This is a genomic window from Thalassobacterium maritimum, assembly GCF_031127805.1.
Taxonomy (GTDB): Bacteria; Verrucomicrobiota; Verrucomicrobiia; order Opitutales; family Coraliomargaritaceae; genus Thalassobacterium; species Thalassobacterium maritimum.
Genome location: NZ_JARXHW010000017.1, coordinates 59,376 through 78,278 on the forward strand (window position 1 = coordinate 59,376; position 18,903 = coordinate 78,278).

12 protein-coding genes are annotated in these 18,903 nt (G+C 54.8%); 10 read left to right on the forward strand and 2 right to left on the reverse strand.

Annotated elements, in window-relative coordinates; translation table 11 throughout:
- The first annotated feature begins 6 nt into the window (after positions 1–6).
- Together QEH52_RS09220 and QEH52_RS09225 are read left to right on the forward strand one after the other, a co-directional pair.
- Positions 7–3,048 (forward strand): SUMF1/EgtB/PvdO family nonheme iron enzyme, encoded by a 3,042-nt coding sequence (locus QEH52_RS09220; protein WP_308949912.1) that lies wholly within the window; start codon positions 7–9, stop codon positions 3,046–3,048.
- Positions 3,049–3,285: 237 nt separating this feature from the next.
- Positions 3,286–7,086 carry an ABC transporter transmembrane domain-containing protein gene (locus QEH52_RS09225; RefSeq protein WP_308949913.1) on the forward strand — a complete coding sequence of 1,267 codons (3,801 nt, stop codon included), beginning with the start codon at positions 3,286–3,288 and terminating at the stop codon, positions 7,084–7,086.
- A gap of 158 nt (positions 7,087–7,244) precedes the next feature.
- On the opposite strand, the gene rpmB is transcribed toward QEH52_RS09225, so the two are convergent.
- Both rpmB and QEH52_RS09235 read right to left on the reverse strand, forming a co-directional pair.
- Positions 7,245–7,475 (reverse strand): 50S ribosomal protein L28, encoded by a 231-nt coding sequence (gene rpmB / locus QEH52_RS09230; RefSeq protein WP_308949915.1) that lies wholly within the window; start codon positions 7,473–7,475, stop codon positions 7,245–7,247.
- Positions 7,476–7,569: 94 nt separating this feature from the next.
- On the reverse strand, positions 7,570–8,571 hold the full coding sequence (locus QEH52_RS09235) for an SAM-dependent methyltransferase (protein WP_308949917.1): 1,002 nt from the start codon (positions 8,569–8,571) through the stop codon (positions 7,570–7,572).
- Between the two features lie 123 nt (positions 8,572–8,694).
- On the opposite strand from QEH52_RS09235, the gene tsaD reads away from it, so the two are divergent.
- From tsaD to QEH52_RS09275, 8 genes are all read left to right on the forward strand, one after another.
- On the forward strand, positions 8,695–9,735 hold the full coding sequence (gene tsaD / locus QEH52_RS09240) for a tRNA (adenosine(37)-N6)-threonylcarbamoyltransferase complex transferase subunit TsaD (protein WP_308949919.1): 1,041 nt from the start codon (positions 8,695–8,697) through the stop codon (positions 9,733–9,735).
- A 64-nt stretch (positions 9,736–9,799) separates the two neighbouring features.
- Entirely contained in the window at positions 9,800–11,065 is a 1,266-nt protein-coding gene (gene murD, locus QEH52_RS09245; protein WP_308949921.1) for a UDP-N-acetylmuramoyl-L-alanine--D-glutamate ligase, read from the forward strand.
- 34 nt (positions 11,066–11,099) lie between these two features.
- Positions 11,100–12,491 carry a LysM peptidoglycan-binding domain-containing protein gene (locus tag QEH52_RS09250; RefSeq protein ID WP_308949923.1) on the forward strand — a complete coding sequence of 464 codons (1,392 nt, stop codon included), beginning with the start codon at positions 11,100–11,102 and terminating at the stop codon, positions 12,489–12,491.
- A 42-nt stretch (positions 12,492–12,533) separates the two neighbouring features.
- Positions 12,534–13,676 carry an FtsW/RodA/SpoVE family cell cycle protein gene (locus tag QEH52_RS09255; protein WP_308949926.1) on the forward strand — a complete coding sequence of 381 codons (1,143 nt, stop codon included), beginning with the start codon at positions 12,534–12,536 and terminating at the stop codon, positions 13,674–13,676.
- Positions 13,673–14,800 carry a UDP-N-acetylglucosamine--N-acetylmuramyl-(pentapeptide) pyrophosphoryl-undecaprenol N-acetylglucosamine transferase gene (locus QEH52_RS09260; protein WP_308949927.1) on the forward strand — a complete coding sequence of 376 codons (1,128 nt, stop codon included), beginning with the start codon at positions 13,673–13,675 and terminating at the stop codon, positions 14,798–14,800. Before QEH52_RS09255 ends, QEH52_RS09260 begins: the two co-directional genes overlap by 4 nt.
- On the forward strand, positions 14,800–17,040 hold the full coding sequence (gene murB, locus QEH52_RS09265; RefSeq protein WP_308949928.1) for a UDP-N-acetylmuramate dehydrogenase: 2,241 nt from the start codon (positions 14,800–14,802) through the stop codon (positions 17,038–17,040). The genes QEH52_RS09260 and murB overlap by 1 nt, the downstream gene beginning before the upstream one ends.
- The gene (locus QEH52_RS09270; protein WP_308949929.1) at positions 17,037–17,963 is read left to right on the forward strand and encodes a D-alanine--D-alanine ligase family protein; all 927 of its coding nucleotides are present in this window, start codon (positions 17,037–17,039) and stop codon (positions 17,961–17,963) included. Before murB ends, QEH52_RS09270 begins: the two co-directional genes overlap by 4 nt.
- Positions 17,960–18,898, forward strand: a complete 939-nt coding sequence (locus QEH52_RS09275; RefSeq protein ID WP_308949930.1) for a cell division protein FtsQ/DivIB — start codon at positions 17,960–17,962, stop codon at positions 18,896–18,898. Before QEH52_RS09270 ends, QEH52_RS09275 begins: the two co-directional genes overlap by 4 nt.
- Positions 18,899–18,903 lie beyond the last annotated feature (5 nt).

The following is an 18,903-nucleotide window of genomic DNA, read 5'->3' on the forward strand; positions in this document are numbered from 1 at the left end:
TGTTGAATGGAGAACGAAGAGAGCCCCCCCGATAGCATCGCTGCTGCTCAAAAGAAGGAGCAGTTAAAAAATCGCGTGCTTAAAACGGGCGAGAGTTTCGGTAATTATCGGGTGGTGAAGTGCATGTGTGCGGGCTTGCTGGCGCATTACTATCATATGCAGCACATTCGTGACTTGCACGATGTGACAGTGGGCATTTTTCACTATCGCACTGAAGGTAATGATCGCTTTTTTAAGCGTCTAGAACTGTTGAAGAAGACGGTTTCCACCTTCGACCATGAGGCGATTCCGAAGATACGTGACTGTAATAAGATCGACGGGCGTATTTGCCTTTTTCTGGATCCTGTTAAGGGGCAAACACTGAGCCAATATTTTGAAACTCATGGAGAGCCTGGTAAAGAGGGCATCGGGGTCAAAGCATCGGTCGTGATGATTGCGCAATTGCTCGGGGTTTTAGGCTATGCACATTCGCAAGGCGTCGATCATCGCGATCTGGATTCGGATTTAATTTATGTTCAAGAAGATGGTAGTATCCGGATTTTAGGTCTCGGAGTGAAGGCTGCCCTAGGTGTGGATTTATTTGAATCTATTGTCTCTGCATCGGTCTCGCCGCTCGTTTCGAGTAAAACGCTCGGGCGTCTGAATTCATTTGATGTGATGAGTCCCGAGTACCGTTCGGGCGTGGTGGAAGATGCTCGTGTCGATGTCTATGGGGTTGGCTTTATTGGTTACTGGTTGTTGACCGGGCGTAAGGCCGTCCTGTCAAAATACGAGCCGCCGACTAAGCTGGTAGATGATATTTCGCCCAATTGGAACGAGTATTTTGATAAGTCGCTTGAGCGCACTCAGGATAAGCGTTATCAATCCTGTAAAGTTGCGTTGCTTGGGCTCAAGAGCACCGAGGTGGAGCCGCAGTCGGAAGGGGCTGGCTTTGTGCAGCGGCAAATCGACCGGATTCCGGTGCCGAAGAAAATTGTCGAGCGAGGTGAGTTGGCAACACGCATTTACCGGCTCTTTATTATCGGCTTGATTGGGCTGACTTTGACTGCGATCTGTGCGTCATTTTTGAGTGTGAGTTATACTGAGGAGGCTGATTATAGCCGTTCGGTGGCTCAAGTTGCGGAGGCGGGGCAACGTCCATCCCTAGAGCTGAAGGTAGAGCCTCCTGTTGCTAAGGTCGAATTTGTCGGTTTTAAACAGCGTTTTTTCGCCAATGAAGGTGCCTTGCGTTTAAATGTGCAGCCAGGTGACTATAAATTGCGTATTTCTGCACCGCACCACATTGAGAAAATTCTGCGAGTGAACATCGTTTCTGGCGCCAGTATCGCGGAGCGTGTGCAAGTGAAATTGAAGCCTGCGTGGACGGATATGACGATTCATACTGAGCCTGGTGCTTCGATCTCTGTTGTGGATGTGCGTGGTCTTGAGATTGAACTCGGCGTGGCTGATGATTCGGGCACTTTTTCTCTCAAGAAAGGGATTTTTGCTGGAACTTATCAAGTGCTCGTGAAGAAAGCAGGCTATCAGCCCAGTGTATTAGAGAATCAGGCGATTGAGTTTGGCACTTTGGCGGAGATTGATGCGCCACTATTGCCATTACCCGCTAAGGTTGATGTTCGTAGTCAGCCTGCTGGGGCGTCGATTGTTATTAATGATGTCGAACTAGGGAAGACCCCCTTGTCCTTAGAGGATGTGATCCCCAGTGATCAATATTTGGTGATTGCTCGCCTGCCAGGATATCGTCCGATCGGTCGTCGCGTCGTCGTGGAGCCAGGCCAGGATATGATGATTGATTTTGGTGATCTAGTGCCGCTCTCTGGCGCCTTGCGTTTTAGAGTCAGCGTGCGGGGCAAAAACGTGCCCGAGCCGGAAGATCTGTATCATGCACTCAAAGTTGTCATCGACGATGAGGCCTATTCATGGGGAGAGCGCGATCTTGGTTTTGTGCCAGTGGGCGAGCACCGTATCCGACTGGAGCACCCGCTCTACATCTCTAACGAGAAGACGTTGCAGGTCGATGACCGTGGGGAATATACTTTGGACTTCGTGTTGAAGCCGCGTCCAAGTATTGTGCAGCTTGAAATTCCTGGTAGTCTTGAAGCCGCTGTGCGGGTGGATGGTGTGGTGACCAAGTTAGTTGGTAATTCGATTCAGATTCCGGCCAATAAGGAGGTGGAGTTTGAGCTACGTGTCAGGAATCATTTAACTATGTCGCGAGTGTTCAAATTATCTCCGAATGAGACTTATGTGTGGCAGGTCAAACCTGTCTCCATCCCAGGGCCGACGGAAGGCCAGAGTTGGACCCTGCCTTATTTTAGTATTTCATTCGGGTGGGTGCCCGCAGGGGAGTTCACGATGGGGAGTCCTTTACCAGAACACGCACGTTTGCCGAATGAGGGGCCCCAAACTCAGGTTCGGTTCACGCGTGGTTTTTGGGCTGGTATCTACGAAGTCACGCAAGCGCAGTATTACGAAATCACTGGGCGCAATCCTTCTAAGTTTAAGAGTAGCGCTCGGCCGGTTGAGAGTGTGAGTTGGCAGGAGGCGAAGGTTTTCTGTGAGTTGTTAACAAATTTTGAGCGGGAAGCGCAACGTCTACCTGAGGGCTATGTCTATCGTTTGCCTAGCGAGGCGGAGTGGGAGTATGCCGCGCGTGGGGGTAGCATGACTCCTTTTCACTTTGGCCGCGTGGCAGATGCCACGAAGGGCCACTTTCGAGGGGTTTACCCGCGCGATCGTAAAGACGGCTTGCGTGCGCCCGATGGTACCGGCACCTCAATCGTGGGGCGCTATCAGGCAAATGAATATGGGCTTTATGATGTGCATGGTAATGTGCGAGAGTGGACGCTTGATCGCTACAATGGCAGGTTATCCGGTGAGTCCGCGGTAGATCCACGTCCGCGAAGTGAAGGGGAGCGTATCGTCGTGCGTGGTGGCGGTTGGGAGGATTCCGCCGCTCGTGTACGCTCAGCTGTGCGTGAAGAAATTAGCCCGAATGTGACGAGCGATGCGGTCGGGTTTCGCGTGGTATTAGCACCGGAGCTGTAGCTTTCTGGGCGTTGGGGCCCTAATGATTCGGACTGCGATGACTATGCGGCGGTCGATATCATACTATTTAGAGTGTTTCTCCCGCCAGCTCTTTGTCATTTTGCGAGTAGATAAATCTGCTTTACGCTTGCCGTAGTGTTTGGAGCTTAGAGCATGTGATTCGGAAGTCCCCCTCGTTCCCCATTATTAACTACTTTATTCGCCAGCAGACTAGAACCCCGATCCGCATCGCATATCATGGCTTCGGCCGTAGAAAATCCTTCGCCCAATAAACGATTACTGGGATTACTGTGGCCGCATTGGAAGCCGGTTTCGATCGCTTTGGCGGGGATGTTTTTACTCACTGCGGTGAACTTGGCTACGCCGATGCTGATCGGCATGGTGTTTAATGAGGTCTTCCCCGAGCGTGACTGGTTGCTGCTGTGGTGGATTCTCGGAGGATTGCTTGGCTGCTTTCTGCTGCGTAATCTATTTTTTTATCAGAGTAAATTCACAGCAGTGCAGGTGGGTGAAAATGTCTGCTTTTCGCTGCGCAAGCGTTTGTTCGAGCGTATTCAGCAGTTGCAACTGAGTTATACCCGTTCGCAGAGCCCGGGGCAGATCACGAGTAAAGTGATGAACGATAGTATGCAAATTCAGCAATTCATTGCCGATGTGCTACCTAAGACTTTGCAGGCTGCCTTGCTGTTCTTAGGGATTTTGGTGATCACTTATACGATCAACTGGCAGTTGGCATTGGCCTCGACTTTTATTTTGCCTGTGCATCTCTATGTATTCACATTTTTCGGGCGCCGTATCAAGCGTAGTAGTCGCGAGTCGCAGGAACGCATCGATTTTGCCACGGGGAGCATTATCGAAACCCTCTTAGGCGTTGAAGTGGTAAAAGGCTTTACAGGCGAGGAGCGAGGCAATCGCGCCTTTAATGAAGCGATGGAGGACTCGCGGGCCAGCCATCTCAATAGTTATCGTTACGTAGTCTTACAAAAAGTTTGTGCGGACCTCCTGGTCGGCTTTGGCATGTTGGCCTTGATTGGGCTCGGCGCCTATCAAGTGATTGGTCGTCCGGTGGAGCATGCCATGGGTGCGGGCGACTTTATCGCCTTCTTCTGGTACATTCGATTGCTCTATCCTACCGTGATCGACCTGATGAGTAGTGGTGCTAAGCTCTCGAAGGTGGGGGCGAGTGTGGACCGAGTCTATGAGTTACTTGATGTCGATGAGGCTGCCACTGAAGGGGCAGGCGTTGCGATGCCCGAAATGCGTGGCGACCTACGTTTTGATCAGCTTAAGTTTTCCTTCGACGGTCTGAGTGATACCTTGCAGGACGTATCTTTTGCGGTGAAAGCGGGGCAGGTCTGCGCGATCACTGGACACTCCGGAGCTGGTAAGTCAACCTTGGTCAGCCTAGTGCCGATGCTGCTGCGACCGACCGCTGGTAGCATTGTCATCGATGGGGTCGACACGCGTGAAATTTCGACTCGCGATCTTCGCCGAAATATCGGTGTCGTCTTTCAGGAGTGTTTCCTGTTTAATGCCTCGATTCAGGAAAATTTGCGCTATGCCAAAGCCCGTGCTAGCGAGAAAGAGATACGCCGCATCTGTGCCTTAACGGGTGCGGACGAGTTTATACAGCGGCTTCCGAATGGCTACCACACGATTGTGGGCGATGGAGGATTGGCGCTTTCGCGCGGGCAGAAACAGTTGATCACGATCACGCGCGCGATGATCAAAGACCCGAAAATTTTAATTCTAGACGAAGCCACTGCCTCACTCGACACAGAGCTTGAGGATGCGGTCATTCCTACCATTTTAAAGCTCATGCGTGGGCGCACGACTCTCATGATTACCCACAACCCGAAACTTTTGAAACACGCCGATATGGAAATTGAACTCAACCAAGGGCGCCTTGTCTCGCAGCGCAATCGTATCGCATCGGCCGCACAATCCTTCGCGGAGGGGGCGCTCTCGACTTGGTTGCTTTTGCTCGGGCTCACGCTTGGAGCCTTGTTTACCATGCCCACGCCAGTGGCGGCGCAAACTGGCTCTGTCCTGGATGAGATCGAGACCCAACGTATGCGTCTTAGCTATACAGATCCCAAGCGCTGTTTGGATGTGCTTAAAATCTACGGGATCAATACTGGTATCACTGGCGATGCGATTAAAAAGGCTCAATTGCCTGTGGTGGTGGCGATTCCATCGACTGTGCAGCACAATACGATTCCTAACACCGATAAGAGTTTTCCGCTCACCGATGCCGACCCGCTGAATGAACTCCTTATTTTCTACGATCGCTCTCAGCCATCGCAGTTGAGTCGTGTGGTGCGCATGATTCGTGAGGAGATCGATATTCCTTCCCGCCAAATCATGATCGAAGCCATGGTACTGGAGATTTCCGAGTCAGGCTTGGATCGGCTCGGAGTGGAGTGGACGCTGGCTGGCCCCAGCTCGAATTTTTCCGCGTTACAATTGGGCGATGTCGTTCCGGACCTCGATAGTATTAATGATCAGTTCGTGATGGGCACGCCCAAGATCTTTGGAGAATTCGATGTCGGTATCCGCGCACTCATGGCTGATGGGGAGGCCGAGGTGCTTTCGCGCCCCAGTGTGCTGACTTTGGATAATCGCATGGCCTACATTAATGTTGCGCGTAAAATCCCGATCGCAGAAACAAAGTTTCAGGGTAATAATAATGTCTCCACAGTCAGCTTTCGCAGCGAAACGGTGGGCATTCAGCTCGCAGTGCGCCCGCGTATCAACGATGAAGGGCAGGAGGTCAGTATGCAGGTCAATGCGACCGTCTCCGCCGAAGTGCCCAATGAGGATGTAATCGTTCGCAATGCCAATACCGATACAGTGGTGGCGCGCGCGCCGACCATTTCCATTCGCGAAGTCAAAACTTACGCCCGCATTGCCAATAATACGCCCTTTATTATTGGTGGTCTGATCGCAAAGGACGATTTACGCATTAAAAAAACGGTACCGTTGCTAGGTTCGATCCCATATTTGGGGCGCGCCTTTGGCAGCGAAGAAGTCGATCAGCTTAAGCGCGAGGTGATCATCGTGATCACGCCCTTCGTCTTGCCGGAAGAGGTCAATAATCAGACTGAAGCCCTGGATAAGATTGTCGGCCGCTTCCTGCCCAAGGGCGAGGACACCTTCGACTCTTTTGGCAATGAGCTCTTCCGCGACGCCTACCGTATCCGCGACGAGGATGTCTTTGAGCTTAACTTCCTGATTGAGAATGAGCATCTTAACGAATTGCAAGCCAAGGCAGAATTGGCCGTCGATCAGGACTACTCCTTGCGTGCGCAGTACCCATTCTCGAGTTTCGCGAATGGGCGTGTGCCCGGCGAGAACATCCTCGTCTATCGTCAGATGTATGAAGTGATCAAGCGCATTCGGATGGATGAGCGGGTGGACGCTTCGCGCTCGCTGATATTTGAGCCTAAGCCTGATGCCGACGAAGGTTTTGAGGTGAGCTTCTTAGAAAAGCTCCTGCTCGAGCGAGCTCAAGCTCATGCAGGCGAGGTGCAGGCCAAGCAAATCCGCAGCATCGAAGATGTCTGGGATTACTTCGACGACAAAGCGCTCACCATCAGCTACCGTGATTATGGCAAGACCGAGGATCTCAGTCAGGCGCTAGAGTCGCCTGTGCCTAGTATTGAGATCGTTGAGGTGCCAGACCGTTCCGCTTATGAGCATCTTTTTTGGGCCTTGAATCAACCAGACGAGCAAGGGCGTGCGCGTCATAGCATCGTCTTGCACGATGCTGCAGATTTGCGCCGTCTCAAGCGCGCCATCGTATTGCGCGACACTGTCACACTTAACGCCGTGGACCGCACACTCACGCTGGAGAACTTCTCTGTTGGTCGATTCCTGCTTTTGCCCACCCGCGATCTCAGCAAGGTTGACCTCGTGGATGGTGAAGTGGCACGCCTCTTCTATTTGACTGAGCGCTACTACGATGCGCTGCGTCAAGCCTTGCGCGATGCGGCTACCGAGTTGGAAACTGAGCTCGAGGCGATGGGAATCGACTAGGGCTGCGGCGGCGCTGCTTTGACCCGCGGCAGCTGCGCTCGCGCGTGTGTTGCGCTCAGTCCAACCATTCTAACAGCGCTTAATACCGCGCCGTCGCGTCTGGGCGCACAAAAAAGGCCCCAGCGAACCGGGGCCTTTAAATAAATATGAATGAAGCTTTACGCCTTAGTCACCAAGCCTGCTTTGATCGCCTTTACGGAGACCCACATGCGCTTGACTTCGCCGCTAGGTAGCTTGACGCGGATGCGTTGAACATTTGGACGGAATTTCCGACGTGTGTTCTTGACTAGAGATGTACCGATACCACCGCTTTTCTTGGTGAGACCTTTACGGATGATACGGCCGCCTTTCATGGGGCGTTTACCTGTGATTGCGCAAATTCGTGACATAGGAGTTCCTTCGTTGAAAAATTTAAAGGCTGGAAGGTAGGGGGGATCGAGCTCCAAGCAAGCGTTTTCTTTGAAAATTTTTAGAGGCCGATTTTTAGCCTGCATCGTCCCGCAGGCCCCATAGAACCTGGAATCGTTGTCCCATGTTGGCGGGATGGATCAGTTCCAGCAGGGTTTGCCGGTCGTGGCTAAAGCTGCCTGCGCTGTCCGAAACGATGGCTTCGGCGGCCCGTTGGGCCCGCTTGACCAGGAAAGATTCTTGACTCTCCAGCACGACCGATTGCAAGCCCGCAGCTTCCATTTGTGCCATGAGTGGGGTCCAGTTGACGTCGCAAGTGATGTCGCAGTCGCCCGGGCTGGCGAGCAGATCGTTGCCCTGCGCGTGCTGCTTGTAGGTGCGTGCAGTGCCGGAGGGGTGGTCCTGTAGTAGCGAAGTCCAGGTGCGGCCATAGTCGAAAAAGAGTAGTAAACCCTGCCAATCTTGTGACAGTAGCTCAGCCAGTGCAGCTTCGGCGGCAAGTGGGAGGTCTAGCTCGTAGCCGTCTTCAATGTGCGCCGGCAGGCGATCGGCCACTGCTGCGACTTCAGGGCTGAGTTGTGCGAGCAGCACTTCTGTCAGCTCGCCAGCTGTGTTGAGTCCTACGCCGCGCTCGCGCCAAGCGCCCTCGCGAAAGATGAGGCGGTGGAAGGGCAGGGCGTCCAGCCATTCGTTGGCGAAAATGACGACTTTGCCTTCGATTTGGAGTTGGTCGCCCTGGCGAATGACCTGTTCCGCGCGAAAGGGATGTTTTTTTAAGTGGCTGAGGAGTGAGCTGCCGGGTTCCGCGGCGATTTCGACGAAGGTGCTGGCTGCGGCTTCGCCGGGGGGCAGTAGCTCCGCCGCGGCGGTGCTGACGAGTTTGGCAAAGACGCGCCCCAAGCTCTCGGCGGTATAGAAGTCGTGCTCCGGACTGCGGCCTACGCGTTGCGCGAGTTGGGTGTAGTAGCCGCAATCCTCACTATAGAGTGCAAGCTCTATGTAATCGCGGTAGCTGATGGGCGCCGATTGGCAGCGAGCGCGAACGATGTCTTCAACTGTAGTCTGAGCTTCTTTCATGGCTGGCCGTGCACTCTATGCGGAATGCGGACGACTATGAAACCACTAAATACGATCGCGCTGAATTCTTCCTCGCGTGCTTAAATGCTTGAGGCGTCGCCCGACGCGCATACTTAGAGTGAGATGATTTTGGCGATTGAAAGTTCTTGTGACGAGTCGGCACTGGCACGGTTTGATCCCGCCAGCGGGCTGGTGGGCGAGTGGGTTCACACTCAGATCGATTTGCACAAAGAGTATGGCGGCGTGGTTCCTGACCTTGCTAGCCGTGAGCATTTAAAGAATTTCTTTCCGCTGCTTTCAGCTGCGGGGCTGTCTGCGGATCGTGGTGAAATTACTCAGATCGCGGTCACGCACGGGCCCGGCCTGGCTGGTTGCCTGGCGCTGGGCATGGCATTTGCCCGAAGTTTGGCAGTCGCCTGGAATCTGCCGGTGGTCGGGGTCAATCACTTGCGCGGGCATGCCTATTCGCCCTTTATCGCTTTGCATCAGCAGTCGCCGCAGGGTTTTGCCCAGGCCTTCGAGGGGCTGTTGCCGCACTTGGGGCTGATTGTTTCGGGGGGCAATACCATACTCTTTCAAATCGATATGGATCAACAGCTGACTGTGCTCGCGGAGACGGTCGACGACGCCGCGGGCGAAGCCCTGGATAAGGGCGCTAAGCTGCTGGGGTTGCCCTATCCGGGCGGACCTCAAGTCGAGCGATTGGCGGCAGGGGGCGATGCCAGCGTTTACGACTTTCCCAAAGCAATTGCACCGCGCAATGAGCGCCGCTTTAGTTTTTCGGGTTTGAAGACCAGTCTGCGCTATCGACTCGAGAAAATGAGCGATTCCGAGCTGGAGGCTGCGATGCCCGATATCTGCGCAGGCTACCAAGGGGCCGTCATCGATCAACTGGTCGGCAAGACCAAGCATTTGATTCAGGCTGCTGAGTATCGTAGCCTCGGCCTGTCTGGGGGCGTATCCAATAATCGAGCGCTGCGTGCCGCGATGGCGCGCCTGGCGAAGCGTTTTCGACTATCGTGCCACATCGCGCAGCCGCAGCATACCGGGGACAACGCCGCCATGATTGCATTTGCCGCATTTGCCGATCAGGCCGGGCTCGCTCAGGGGGATTTTAGTATCGAGCCAGCCTTGCGTTTGGCGCAGCCAGCCGCGCAGTCTTGATCTTACGTTTTTTTGACAAAACGTGCCGTTGCCAACGAGTATGTGAGCCGTTTGAGTACGCTGGATGCTAGAGCGCTATGCTATATTTGGTGCGGGGCAGAGTGCTCAAGCGGCGCGGCGCCTCGCAAGACACCATGATCTCGAGGTCGTACTCATTGACGAGGCCGGGCAGGGGGATCGAGCGGTTTTTGAGGCGCATGACTTGGCGGATTTTGATGCATTCATCTTCAGCCCAGGCTTTGCACAAGAGCACCCTTGGCGCGTCTTGGCGCAGGCCTCGGGGCGTCCTTGTATGAGTGAGCTCGCTTTTGCAGCTCGCTATTGGCAGGGCAAGGTGATCGCGGTCACTGGCACTAATGGAAAGACCACTTTGACGGGCCTGATCGATGCGGCACTCAAGCAGGCCGGGCATCGCAGTGTGTGTGCGGGCAATATTGGTTTTCCCTTTGCCGATGCGGTTTTGACAGAGGCGAATCATCCGGAGGCCTATGTCGTGCTGGAGGTGAGCTCGTTCCAAGCAGAGCTTGCAGGCGGTTTGAGCTTGGATGCGTTGCTGTGGACCAATTTTGCCGAAGATCACTTGGACCGTTATGGATCCATGATAGACTATTTTAACGCCAAGGCGCGTCTCTTTGCCTGTCTCAAGCCCAGCGGAATTTGTGTGCTGGGGGCGCAGGTGGCCGATTGGATGGAAGCCATGCACCAAGAGTTTAATGCGTATTTTGTTGCGCAAGAAGACAGTGCTTTGCTCTTTAAAATCGACCCTAGTTCCTCCTTCCACCGCTATCCTAATTCGGAGAACTTTACGCTGGCTGCTGAATTGTGGTGGCTGCTGGGGCTCTCCTCCGCGCATCTGATCGAGGCGGCCAATACATTTGAGCTGGAGCCGCATCGGCTTGCGCGAGTTGCGGATTCGGAGGGTGTCTGCTATTGGGATGATTCCAAGGCGACCAATTTTCACGCCACTCTCGCGGCGCTTGAATCGGTGGGGCCACCCGTGGTCTGGATCGGTGGTGGGCGTGCCAAGGGGGGCGATATCGAAGCTTTTGCACGTGAGGTTTCGGATTATGTCAATGCCGCGGTCTTATACGGAGAGGTTGCGCCGCGCCTGGCGGCCGCATTAGAGGGCTTGTTGGATTCGGTGCAGGTATTTTCCTGCTTTGCAGATGCCGTTTGCGCCGCTGCCGAACTGGCCAAAAGCATGACAGATGCGAATGTTTTGTTGAGCCCTGGCTTCTCTAGTTTCGACCAATTTGGCTCTTATGCGGAGCGTGGAAAAAGCTTCACAGATTTGGTTTTAAGTTTGAAGAATACTAGTAATGCCAGCTAGTGTGCTGGATTGCAGGCAATATCTCCATTTTATCATGAAAGTATCTAAAGTTTTCGGTTGTGTTCTCGGTCTTCATTTCGGTGTGATCACAGTATTATTGGTTCAGCCCGGTTGCCGTAGTCAGCAACCGCCTACGCAAACCTACACCCAAACCTCAACCCAAACTGCAGCGTCGACGCGCACTTTAGCCAATACCGGGACTTATACTGCAACGCGTTCCGGCAGCTCCACTAGCAATATGGGCAACACGGGCGGCGAGCGCACCATGGCCTACAGCTCTGGACGCACTATTAAAAGTTCTGTCGAAGGAGCTTCCCGTCTATCAGAAGGCTTTATCGAAGCGAAACGCGTGGATGGTAGTTCTGGAGGTTTGGATGCCGCCTTTAACGCGGGTTTTGATGATGGCCGCTATGCGGCTGATAACACTGGCGGCGAATTTGGTGAGTTCGACGATATTGCTCCGATCGCGCCGCTCTCTTCGGGGTCTGCGGGCGGACAAACCGTGCAAATTGCCGGTGACTCCTTTGAAACCTACACCGTGAAAAAGGGCGACAATTTGTGGACTATTGCAAAGCGCTACAAGGTGTCGCTCAACGAACTGTATGCAGCCAATGGCTTGAATAAAAATTCGGTGTTGAAGATCGGGCAGCAAATCCAGATTCCAGTCGAAGGTGGCACGGCCACGGTCAATACTGTGAGTGCCGATACTTACCAGCCCTCTTCGTTCAATCAGGCGAGCACCAGCTACACTGTCCAGCGCGGCGATTCCCTCTCTAAGATTGCAAGTCGCCACAACACTTCGGTGCGTGCGATCAAGGCGGCCAACAATATGAGCTCAGACCTCATTCGTGTCGGAGATACGCTGATCCTACCGGTTGCCGGCAGTGGCTCAGCGCCTTCCTCCTCCTCTCCTTCTTCTTCTTCGGCGGCATCTAGCCGCTCTAGTGCGCCGGTCACGTATGTGCCCACCACCAACAGCGTCAGCTCGGGTGCTCGCACGCATACTGTTAAAGCTGGTGAGTATCCGGCTACAATTGCTCGCAAATATGGCATGACTTCCGGCGAGCTGCTCGCATTGAATGGCATTACCGACCCACGTAAGTTGCAGGTTGGCCAAGTGCTACAGGTCAGCGCGTCAGGTTCTGCGAGCAATGTGGATTCACGCACCGAAACTGTGGTCGCACCTCCAGCGGCCCAGTCGACAGGTCAGACGGCTGCGCCTAAGACGATCCCCGCGTCGCCAGTTACGAGCTCTTCTTTCCGTTCCTCGGCCAGCGCCGCCGGCGCGAGTAATGTCAGCAGCGGCCCGGTCGAGATCACTGTGATCGAGGCGGACCCTCTTGTTGAGGGAGGTGTCAGCGAGATCGAGTCCGACGATGTCTTCGATGGCGCTGTCGAGATTCCTGTGATTCGTCTGGAGGAGTAGTCTTCTAGCTTCAACAAAAGCGTAGAGACTTCTGCATTCATAATGAGCGCCCGTACGGCTTCGCCTAATTCTTCGTGGCGTATCCCGCCGATTGGGCTCTTTATTGTCTTTATTGTCGTTGGGCTCACCTTTTTGGGCTTAGTCATCCTGTTTAGTGCCTCGCAATCGATGCACGATGACCCGACCGTCTTGTTGCGCAAGCAGCTGATTTGGTTGGGCTTGGCCACGGTGGCAGGGGGGATCGCGATGCTGGTCAATTTAGAGGCCTTGCGCGACTATGCCTACCTGCTGGCCCTCGGGTCGATGCTACTGCTGGGGCTGGTATTGATCCCTGGCATCGGGGTAGAGGTTAACGGTGCACGGCGTTGGATGGACTTCGGCTTTATGCGCTTGCAGGTCTCCGAGATAGGCAAGCTGGGGCTACTGTTTGCGATGTCACACTATCTGGCGAGTCACCGGCGCGACCTGGGGCACTTGCTCAAGGGCTACGTGTACCCCTGTTGTTTGCTCGGGATGTTCTGCGGACTCATCATTTTGGAGCCTGACTTTGGCACCGCTTTTCTTTGCGGCGCAGTCGGTGGTTGCATGCTCTTCCTGGCCGGGGTGCATCTCAAATATTTGATTCCCACCGCGCTGGTGGCACTGACTGGATTTTCGGTTGCGGTCTATTTGGACCCGGTGCGATTGCAGCGCATTACCTCCTTCCTCGATGTGGAGGGCAATCGCAGCGATAGCGCCTATCAACTCTGGCAGGGCATTTTGGCATTCGGTGCGGGCGGCATTCAGGGGGTTGGACTCGGGGCCGGCCGCCAGCAAATGTCCTTCCTGCCCGAGGCGCATACTGACTTTATTTTTGCAATCGTGGGTGAGGAGCTCGGCTTTGTGTTCACCGCCGGGGTGGTGGTGCTCTTTATGACGCTCTTCTTTATCGGTATCTTACAGCTCAAGCGGGCTCCCAATCTTTATCAATATCTCTTGGTGATGGGGGCCTTGTTGTTCATTACTTTTCAAGCCTTAATCAATATCGGGGTTGTCACTGGCTGCTTGCCGACTAAGGGTATGTCGCTCCCATTTATCTCTTACGGTGGCTCCAATTTGGTATTTATGTTCGTCCTCACAGGTATTATTCTCAATGGCTTCCGCTCCTGGGAGCTGCCGGCACTGCGTAAGCAGCGTGATCTATGAGTAGGATTATAATAGCATGTGGCGGCACGGGCGGGCATCTCGCGCCAGGTATCGCGGTGGCGGAAGTGCTGCAAGAACGTGGGCATAAGTGCCTCTTGTTGATCAGCAATAAGCAGGTAGATTCGGCACTGGTCGAAAAATACAGCCACCTTGACTTTATCAAAAGCCCCGGCCGCGCCTTTTCTGGTGGGGTGCTGCAACGGCTCGCTTTTTTAGCGAGCCTGTTTTCCAGCTTCTTTGCTTCACGCCGCATGTTGCGGGAGCAAGAGCCGGATCTGGTGCTGCTGTTTGGAGGCTTTCTATCTTTGGGCCTGGGACTGGCGGCACAAATCGGAGGCGTTCCGGTCGCTTTACACGAGGCCAATTGCCAGCCTGGCAAGGCAGTGCGCTTGATTAAGCACCTGTCGACGCGCGTTTATTTGCCCGATGGTGTGCGGCTTAAAGGCGTGCCTCCGGAGTGTATCCGTTATTACGGCTATCCGGTGCGTAAGGAAATCAAACATGCGCTTAAGGTGGACGCCTGGAAGCGCTTGAATATTCAGGTGCCTAATAAATTGCTGGTCATTATCGGTGGCAGCCAGGGCGCGTCCGCGCTGAATCATTGGGTGACGCATAATTTCGGGCTTTTGGCCAAAGCAGGCATATCGATCTATTGCGTCACCGGATTGGGCAATAGCTCCGCCAGCACCATACACGAAATCGGTAAGGGTGGGGTGGATGTTACAGCCACCTTGGTGCCCTTTTCCGGCCAGATGGGGGATGTGATTTCGGCGGCAGATTTGGTGGTGTCGCGCGCGGGAGCTGGCTCGATTGCAGAGATCATTCGTTGTCGCGCCCCTGCGATTTTGGTTCCCTATCCCTATGCTGCAGATGATCACCAGTATGCGAACGCATTGGCTCATGAGCAACATGGAGCGGGTGTTCTCTTAGCTCAGGATCAGCTGGGTGATTTGACCTCAGAAGTGATTGATTTGATGTTTAACGACTGGTTGTTGGCAAAGTTTAAGTCGAATCTGGAGCGCTTGGATCGCTTCGAGTCCAGTGAGCGTATTGCCGACGATCTGATTGCCCTGTGCGATGCGCGCAGCATTGCGAATGCCGAAAAGCTGGAGCGCGTGACTTGATGGACTCGACCGATCAATATTTATTTCTCGGGGCCGGTGGCATGGGCATGGCGCCGCTGGCATGCTGGATGTCACAGGCGGGCTATTCTGTGTGTGGCTACGATGCTCACTTGCAAGAGCGCGTGCGTCGCTGGCTTGTCAGCTCCGGCGTGCAGCTCGAAGATTTTGTATTTCCCGAACAAGTCACTCGCTTCAGCACGCTGGTGTACTCCAGTGCAGTGAAGCAGTCGCACCCGATACTGGCGGCCGCCCGCGCCGCGGGGCTCAGGTGCTTACGCCGGGGAGAGTTATTGGCCGAAATTGCGCGACATAAACGCTTCGTCGCGGTGGTCGGCAGTCATGGGAAGACCACGACTTCTGGCATGGTCGCGCACGGGTTACGCCTTGCGGGCTTGTCGGTGGACTACATTTTGGGCGGCCTTTCCGCCGATCCTGACATGCCCCCGGCTCACTATACCGGCAGCGATTGGTTGGTCGCTGAGGTGGACGAGAGCGATGGCACCATCGATGGTTTTGCTCCTGCGGCCACCGTGGTGCTCAATGTCGACTGGGATCATGCCGACCGCTACGGCGATGCTGCCAAGCTCGATGCGGCTTTTACCGGTTTACTGGATCGCACTCAGGAAAGGATCTTGCTGCCACAGGCCTTGCACTTGCAGCCTAAGGGCGACACGCCGGTGCAACGTTTCGACGGGGCCGCCCAAAGTATGGGATTGGACGCCGCGCCGCGCGGGCGTTTTAATCAGACCAATGGAGATGCCGCCGCGGCAGTGCTCGCCTTGTTCGGGCAAGCCTTGCCGCGTGAGACGCTATCCTCTTTTCCGGGCATGGCGCGCCGTCAATCGATTCTGCATCAAGATGCTCAATTAACTATACTCGAAGATTACGCGCACCACCCGACAGAGGTCGACGCACTGATCGAGTGTTTACGCGACAATGAGCCAGATAAACGGTTGATTGTCGTCTTTCAGCCGCATCGTTATTCACGCACGCGTCAGTTTAAGGCGGCCTTCGCAGCCTCCCTACAGGCAGCGGATGCGGTGTATTTACTCCCCGTTTATGCCGCACATGAGCCAGTCCTGGCGGGAGGAGATAGTCGCGCTCTGGCTCAAGCATTTTCTGGTATCCCGCCCGTCGAATTGGAGATGTCCCTCACGGGGGTGCAGCAGCTAGCGCGCGCCATTCAAACGGAGCCCACACAATTGGCCTTTGTCGGGGCGGGTGATATTGAGGAATTTGCAGGCGTATTGACTGCTTGGATGACTGTGCCGGCAGAGCTGGCAGCTTCGCAGGCCTCGCTCTTAGACCTTGCCCTGCTACAATACCTTCGTCAGCGCCTATCGCCGGATTGCACTCTAAAGCGTGACGAGCCACTGGCCAATAAGACCACCATTCGCATCGGCGGCGCGGCTCGCTTTTACGCAGAACCTGCAAACTTGAGTGATCTACGAGTTTTGTTGCGCGCGGCGGAACTCTTTCAAATTAAAACATTTTGCATCGGTCGTGGCTCGAATCTCTTGGTCGCAGATACTGGCTTCGATGGGCTGGTGATACGATTTTCAGCTGCTGCCTGGCGTCGTGTCGAATCACTCGGGCAGGGACGCATCTGGGCGGCCGCCGGTGGTCGACTAAAAGAGATCTGCGGGTATGCTGCCAAGCAAGGGCTGGCTGGTTTCGAGTTTCTGGAGGGCATCCCCGGTGCGCTTGGAGGGGCACTGCGCATGAATGCCGGTGCCATGGGCAGTTGGATGTTTGATGTCGTCGAACGTGTCCAGTTTATCGACGAGGAGGGGCGCTATCAGGATTTGCCTAAAGAAGCCTTTCACTTTGGCTACCGCAAAGTGGAGGAGATTAGCCGCGGCATCGCGTTAGGCGCGATTCTGCGCTGTGTCGACTCCGAGAGTGAGCGCTCGATCCGTGCGCGGATGGACCGCTATTCGGGCTCGCGCAAAGAAAGTCAGCCGCGGGGAGCGAGTGCGGGCTGTATCTTTAAAAACCCGGAGGGTAACTTTGCGGGCAAACTCATCGATCAGCATGGCATCAAGGGCATGCGCGTCGGTGCGGCGGAGGTCTCGGAGGTGCACGGTAATTTTATTGTCAACCAGGGGGGGGCTTCCGCCACCGATGTCATCGAGCTGGTGCGGCAAATTCGCGCTCAGGTAAAAGCACAGTCAGGCTATATTTTAGAACCCGAGGTCTTGCTAGTTGGCCAGTCTTGGGATGAAGTTTTGAGCGAATGATTTCTTCTCCCACAGTTATTGTCCTCTATGGCGGCGTCGGTTCGGAGCGCGAAGTCTCGCTACGCAGTGGCGAAGCAGTCGCGCAGGCACTGCGTGCCCGCTTTTCAGTGGAGGCATGGCTGTTGCAGCAAGAGGCTTTGCCAGCAGCCTTAGATGCCGGCGCCCACATTGTATTTCCCGCCCTACACGGGAGTTTCGGTGAGGATGGGCAGCTCCAAGCTCTGCTGGAAGCGGCCGGCATTCACTATTGCGGCAGCGATGCCGTGGCCAGTCGTCTTTGTATGGACAAAGCCGCCACCAAAGCCATTGCCAGCGACTTGCGGATTGCGGTGCCTGCAGCCCTGAGCTTCGACGGTGCGCGAGCCCCGCTGGCGGACGCGGTGATCGAGCAACTCGGGGCCTCACTGGTGATTAAGCCCGCGGACCAAGGTAGCAGCGTAGGTTTACACTTTACCGAGCACCGCTCAGCACTCGGTGTCACGCTTTCCGGTATACGCTCGGGGAACTGGTTGATCGAGCAACGCATCCGTGGACGTGAGCTCACTGTGGGAGTACTCAAAGGCGCCGCCATGGGAATTGTCGAAATTGTCAGTCAGAGTGGTGTCTATGATTATCAAGCCAAATACACACCCGGCTCCACCGAGTATCAATATCCAGCAAGTCTCGAGCCCGCGGTGGAGGCGAAGATTAAAGACCACGCGGAGCAGCTCTTCGATGCCTGTGGCTGTCGCGACTTTGCCCGTGTCGACTTTCTATTGGAGGGCACGCGCCCTTATTTCCTAGAGATCAACACCTTGCCTGGGCTCACCGCGACCAGTCTATTGCCCAAGAGCGCTTCTTGCGTCGGGTTCGATTTTGAACAACTTGCAGCCGAATTGGTGGCGCCCGCAATCGCACGCTTTCAAACCGGAGGTGCGGAGTGATTGGCAATGGCAAGCAGAAAGGCAGCACCTCGGCGAGTGGGCAGCAGAGCTGGCGCGCACTTGCCGGAGCCCCTAAGAGCACACGTGTCAAGTCGCCGCAAGCGCGTAAAAGACGGCAAAATCAGCTCTTTAAGTTGTTCGCTATTTTCTTTGTTAGCATGATGTTGATCGGCTGTGTCGTTTGGGGCGTCATCGCCTTTAAGAACCGCAAAGAGCCCATCCAGATCACGACCCCCTCTAAGCCAGTGGAAAAAGTGCTCTTCGATACCAATGGTGTGTTACCCTCCTCTTGGTTGGGCACCGTGATTGAATTGCGGCGTGATACCACCATGATGGAGATTGATATCTACAAAATGAAGCAACAGCTGGAAGCACACGGCCAGGTGGTGTCGGCTTCGGTGCAACGAGAATTCCCCAATGCGCTCAAGATCGAGATCAAAGAGGAAGAGCCTGTCATGCGCATGCGAGTGGTCGGTCGCGATGGCAAGCCCGAGCTGCGCATTGTTTCCCGAGAAGGCACGATCTATCAAGGGGTGGGTTACCCGCAGGCTACTTTGAGTCAGTTGCCCTACCTGGTGCCTTATCGGCATCCAGAGGGCGGTTTCAAGCCTCTGCTTGGTATTGATAAAGTCGCCGAGCTACTGGAAGTCGCGAGACGCACACAGCCTAAATTTTACAGAACTTGGCAACTCGTTTCCTTAGAGCATTACTCCGGCGATCCTGAATTGCCCGGTGAAGTGATCGAAGTGCGCTCGCCCATGGTCCCACGCCTTATTTTCGGCTTTAATACCAGCTTCGAGCAGCAGCTGGATCGCTTGTCAGTCATTCTGAAATACGTCCAAAGCCGTGGCAATCCTGCCATCAAACGCATCGACCTCTCGCTGCCAGGCTCGGCTGCCGTGCAGTTTGTCAGCGGGCGTATCAGTACCTTCTAGCATCT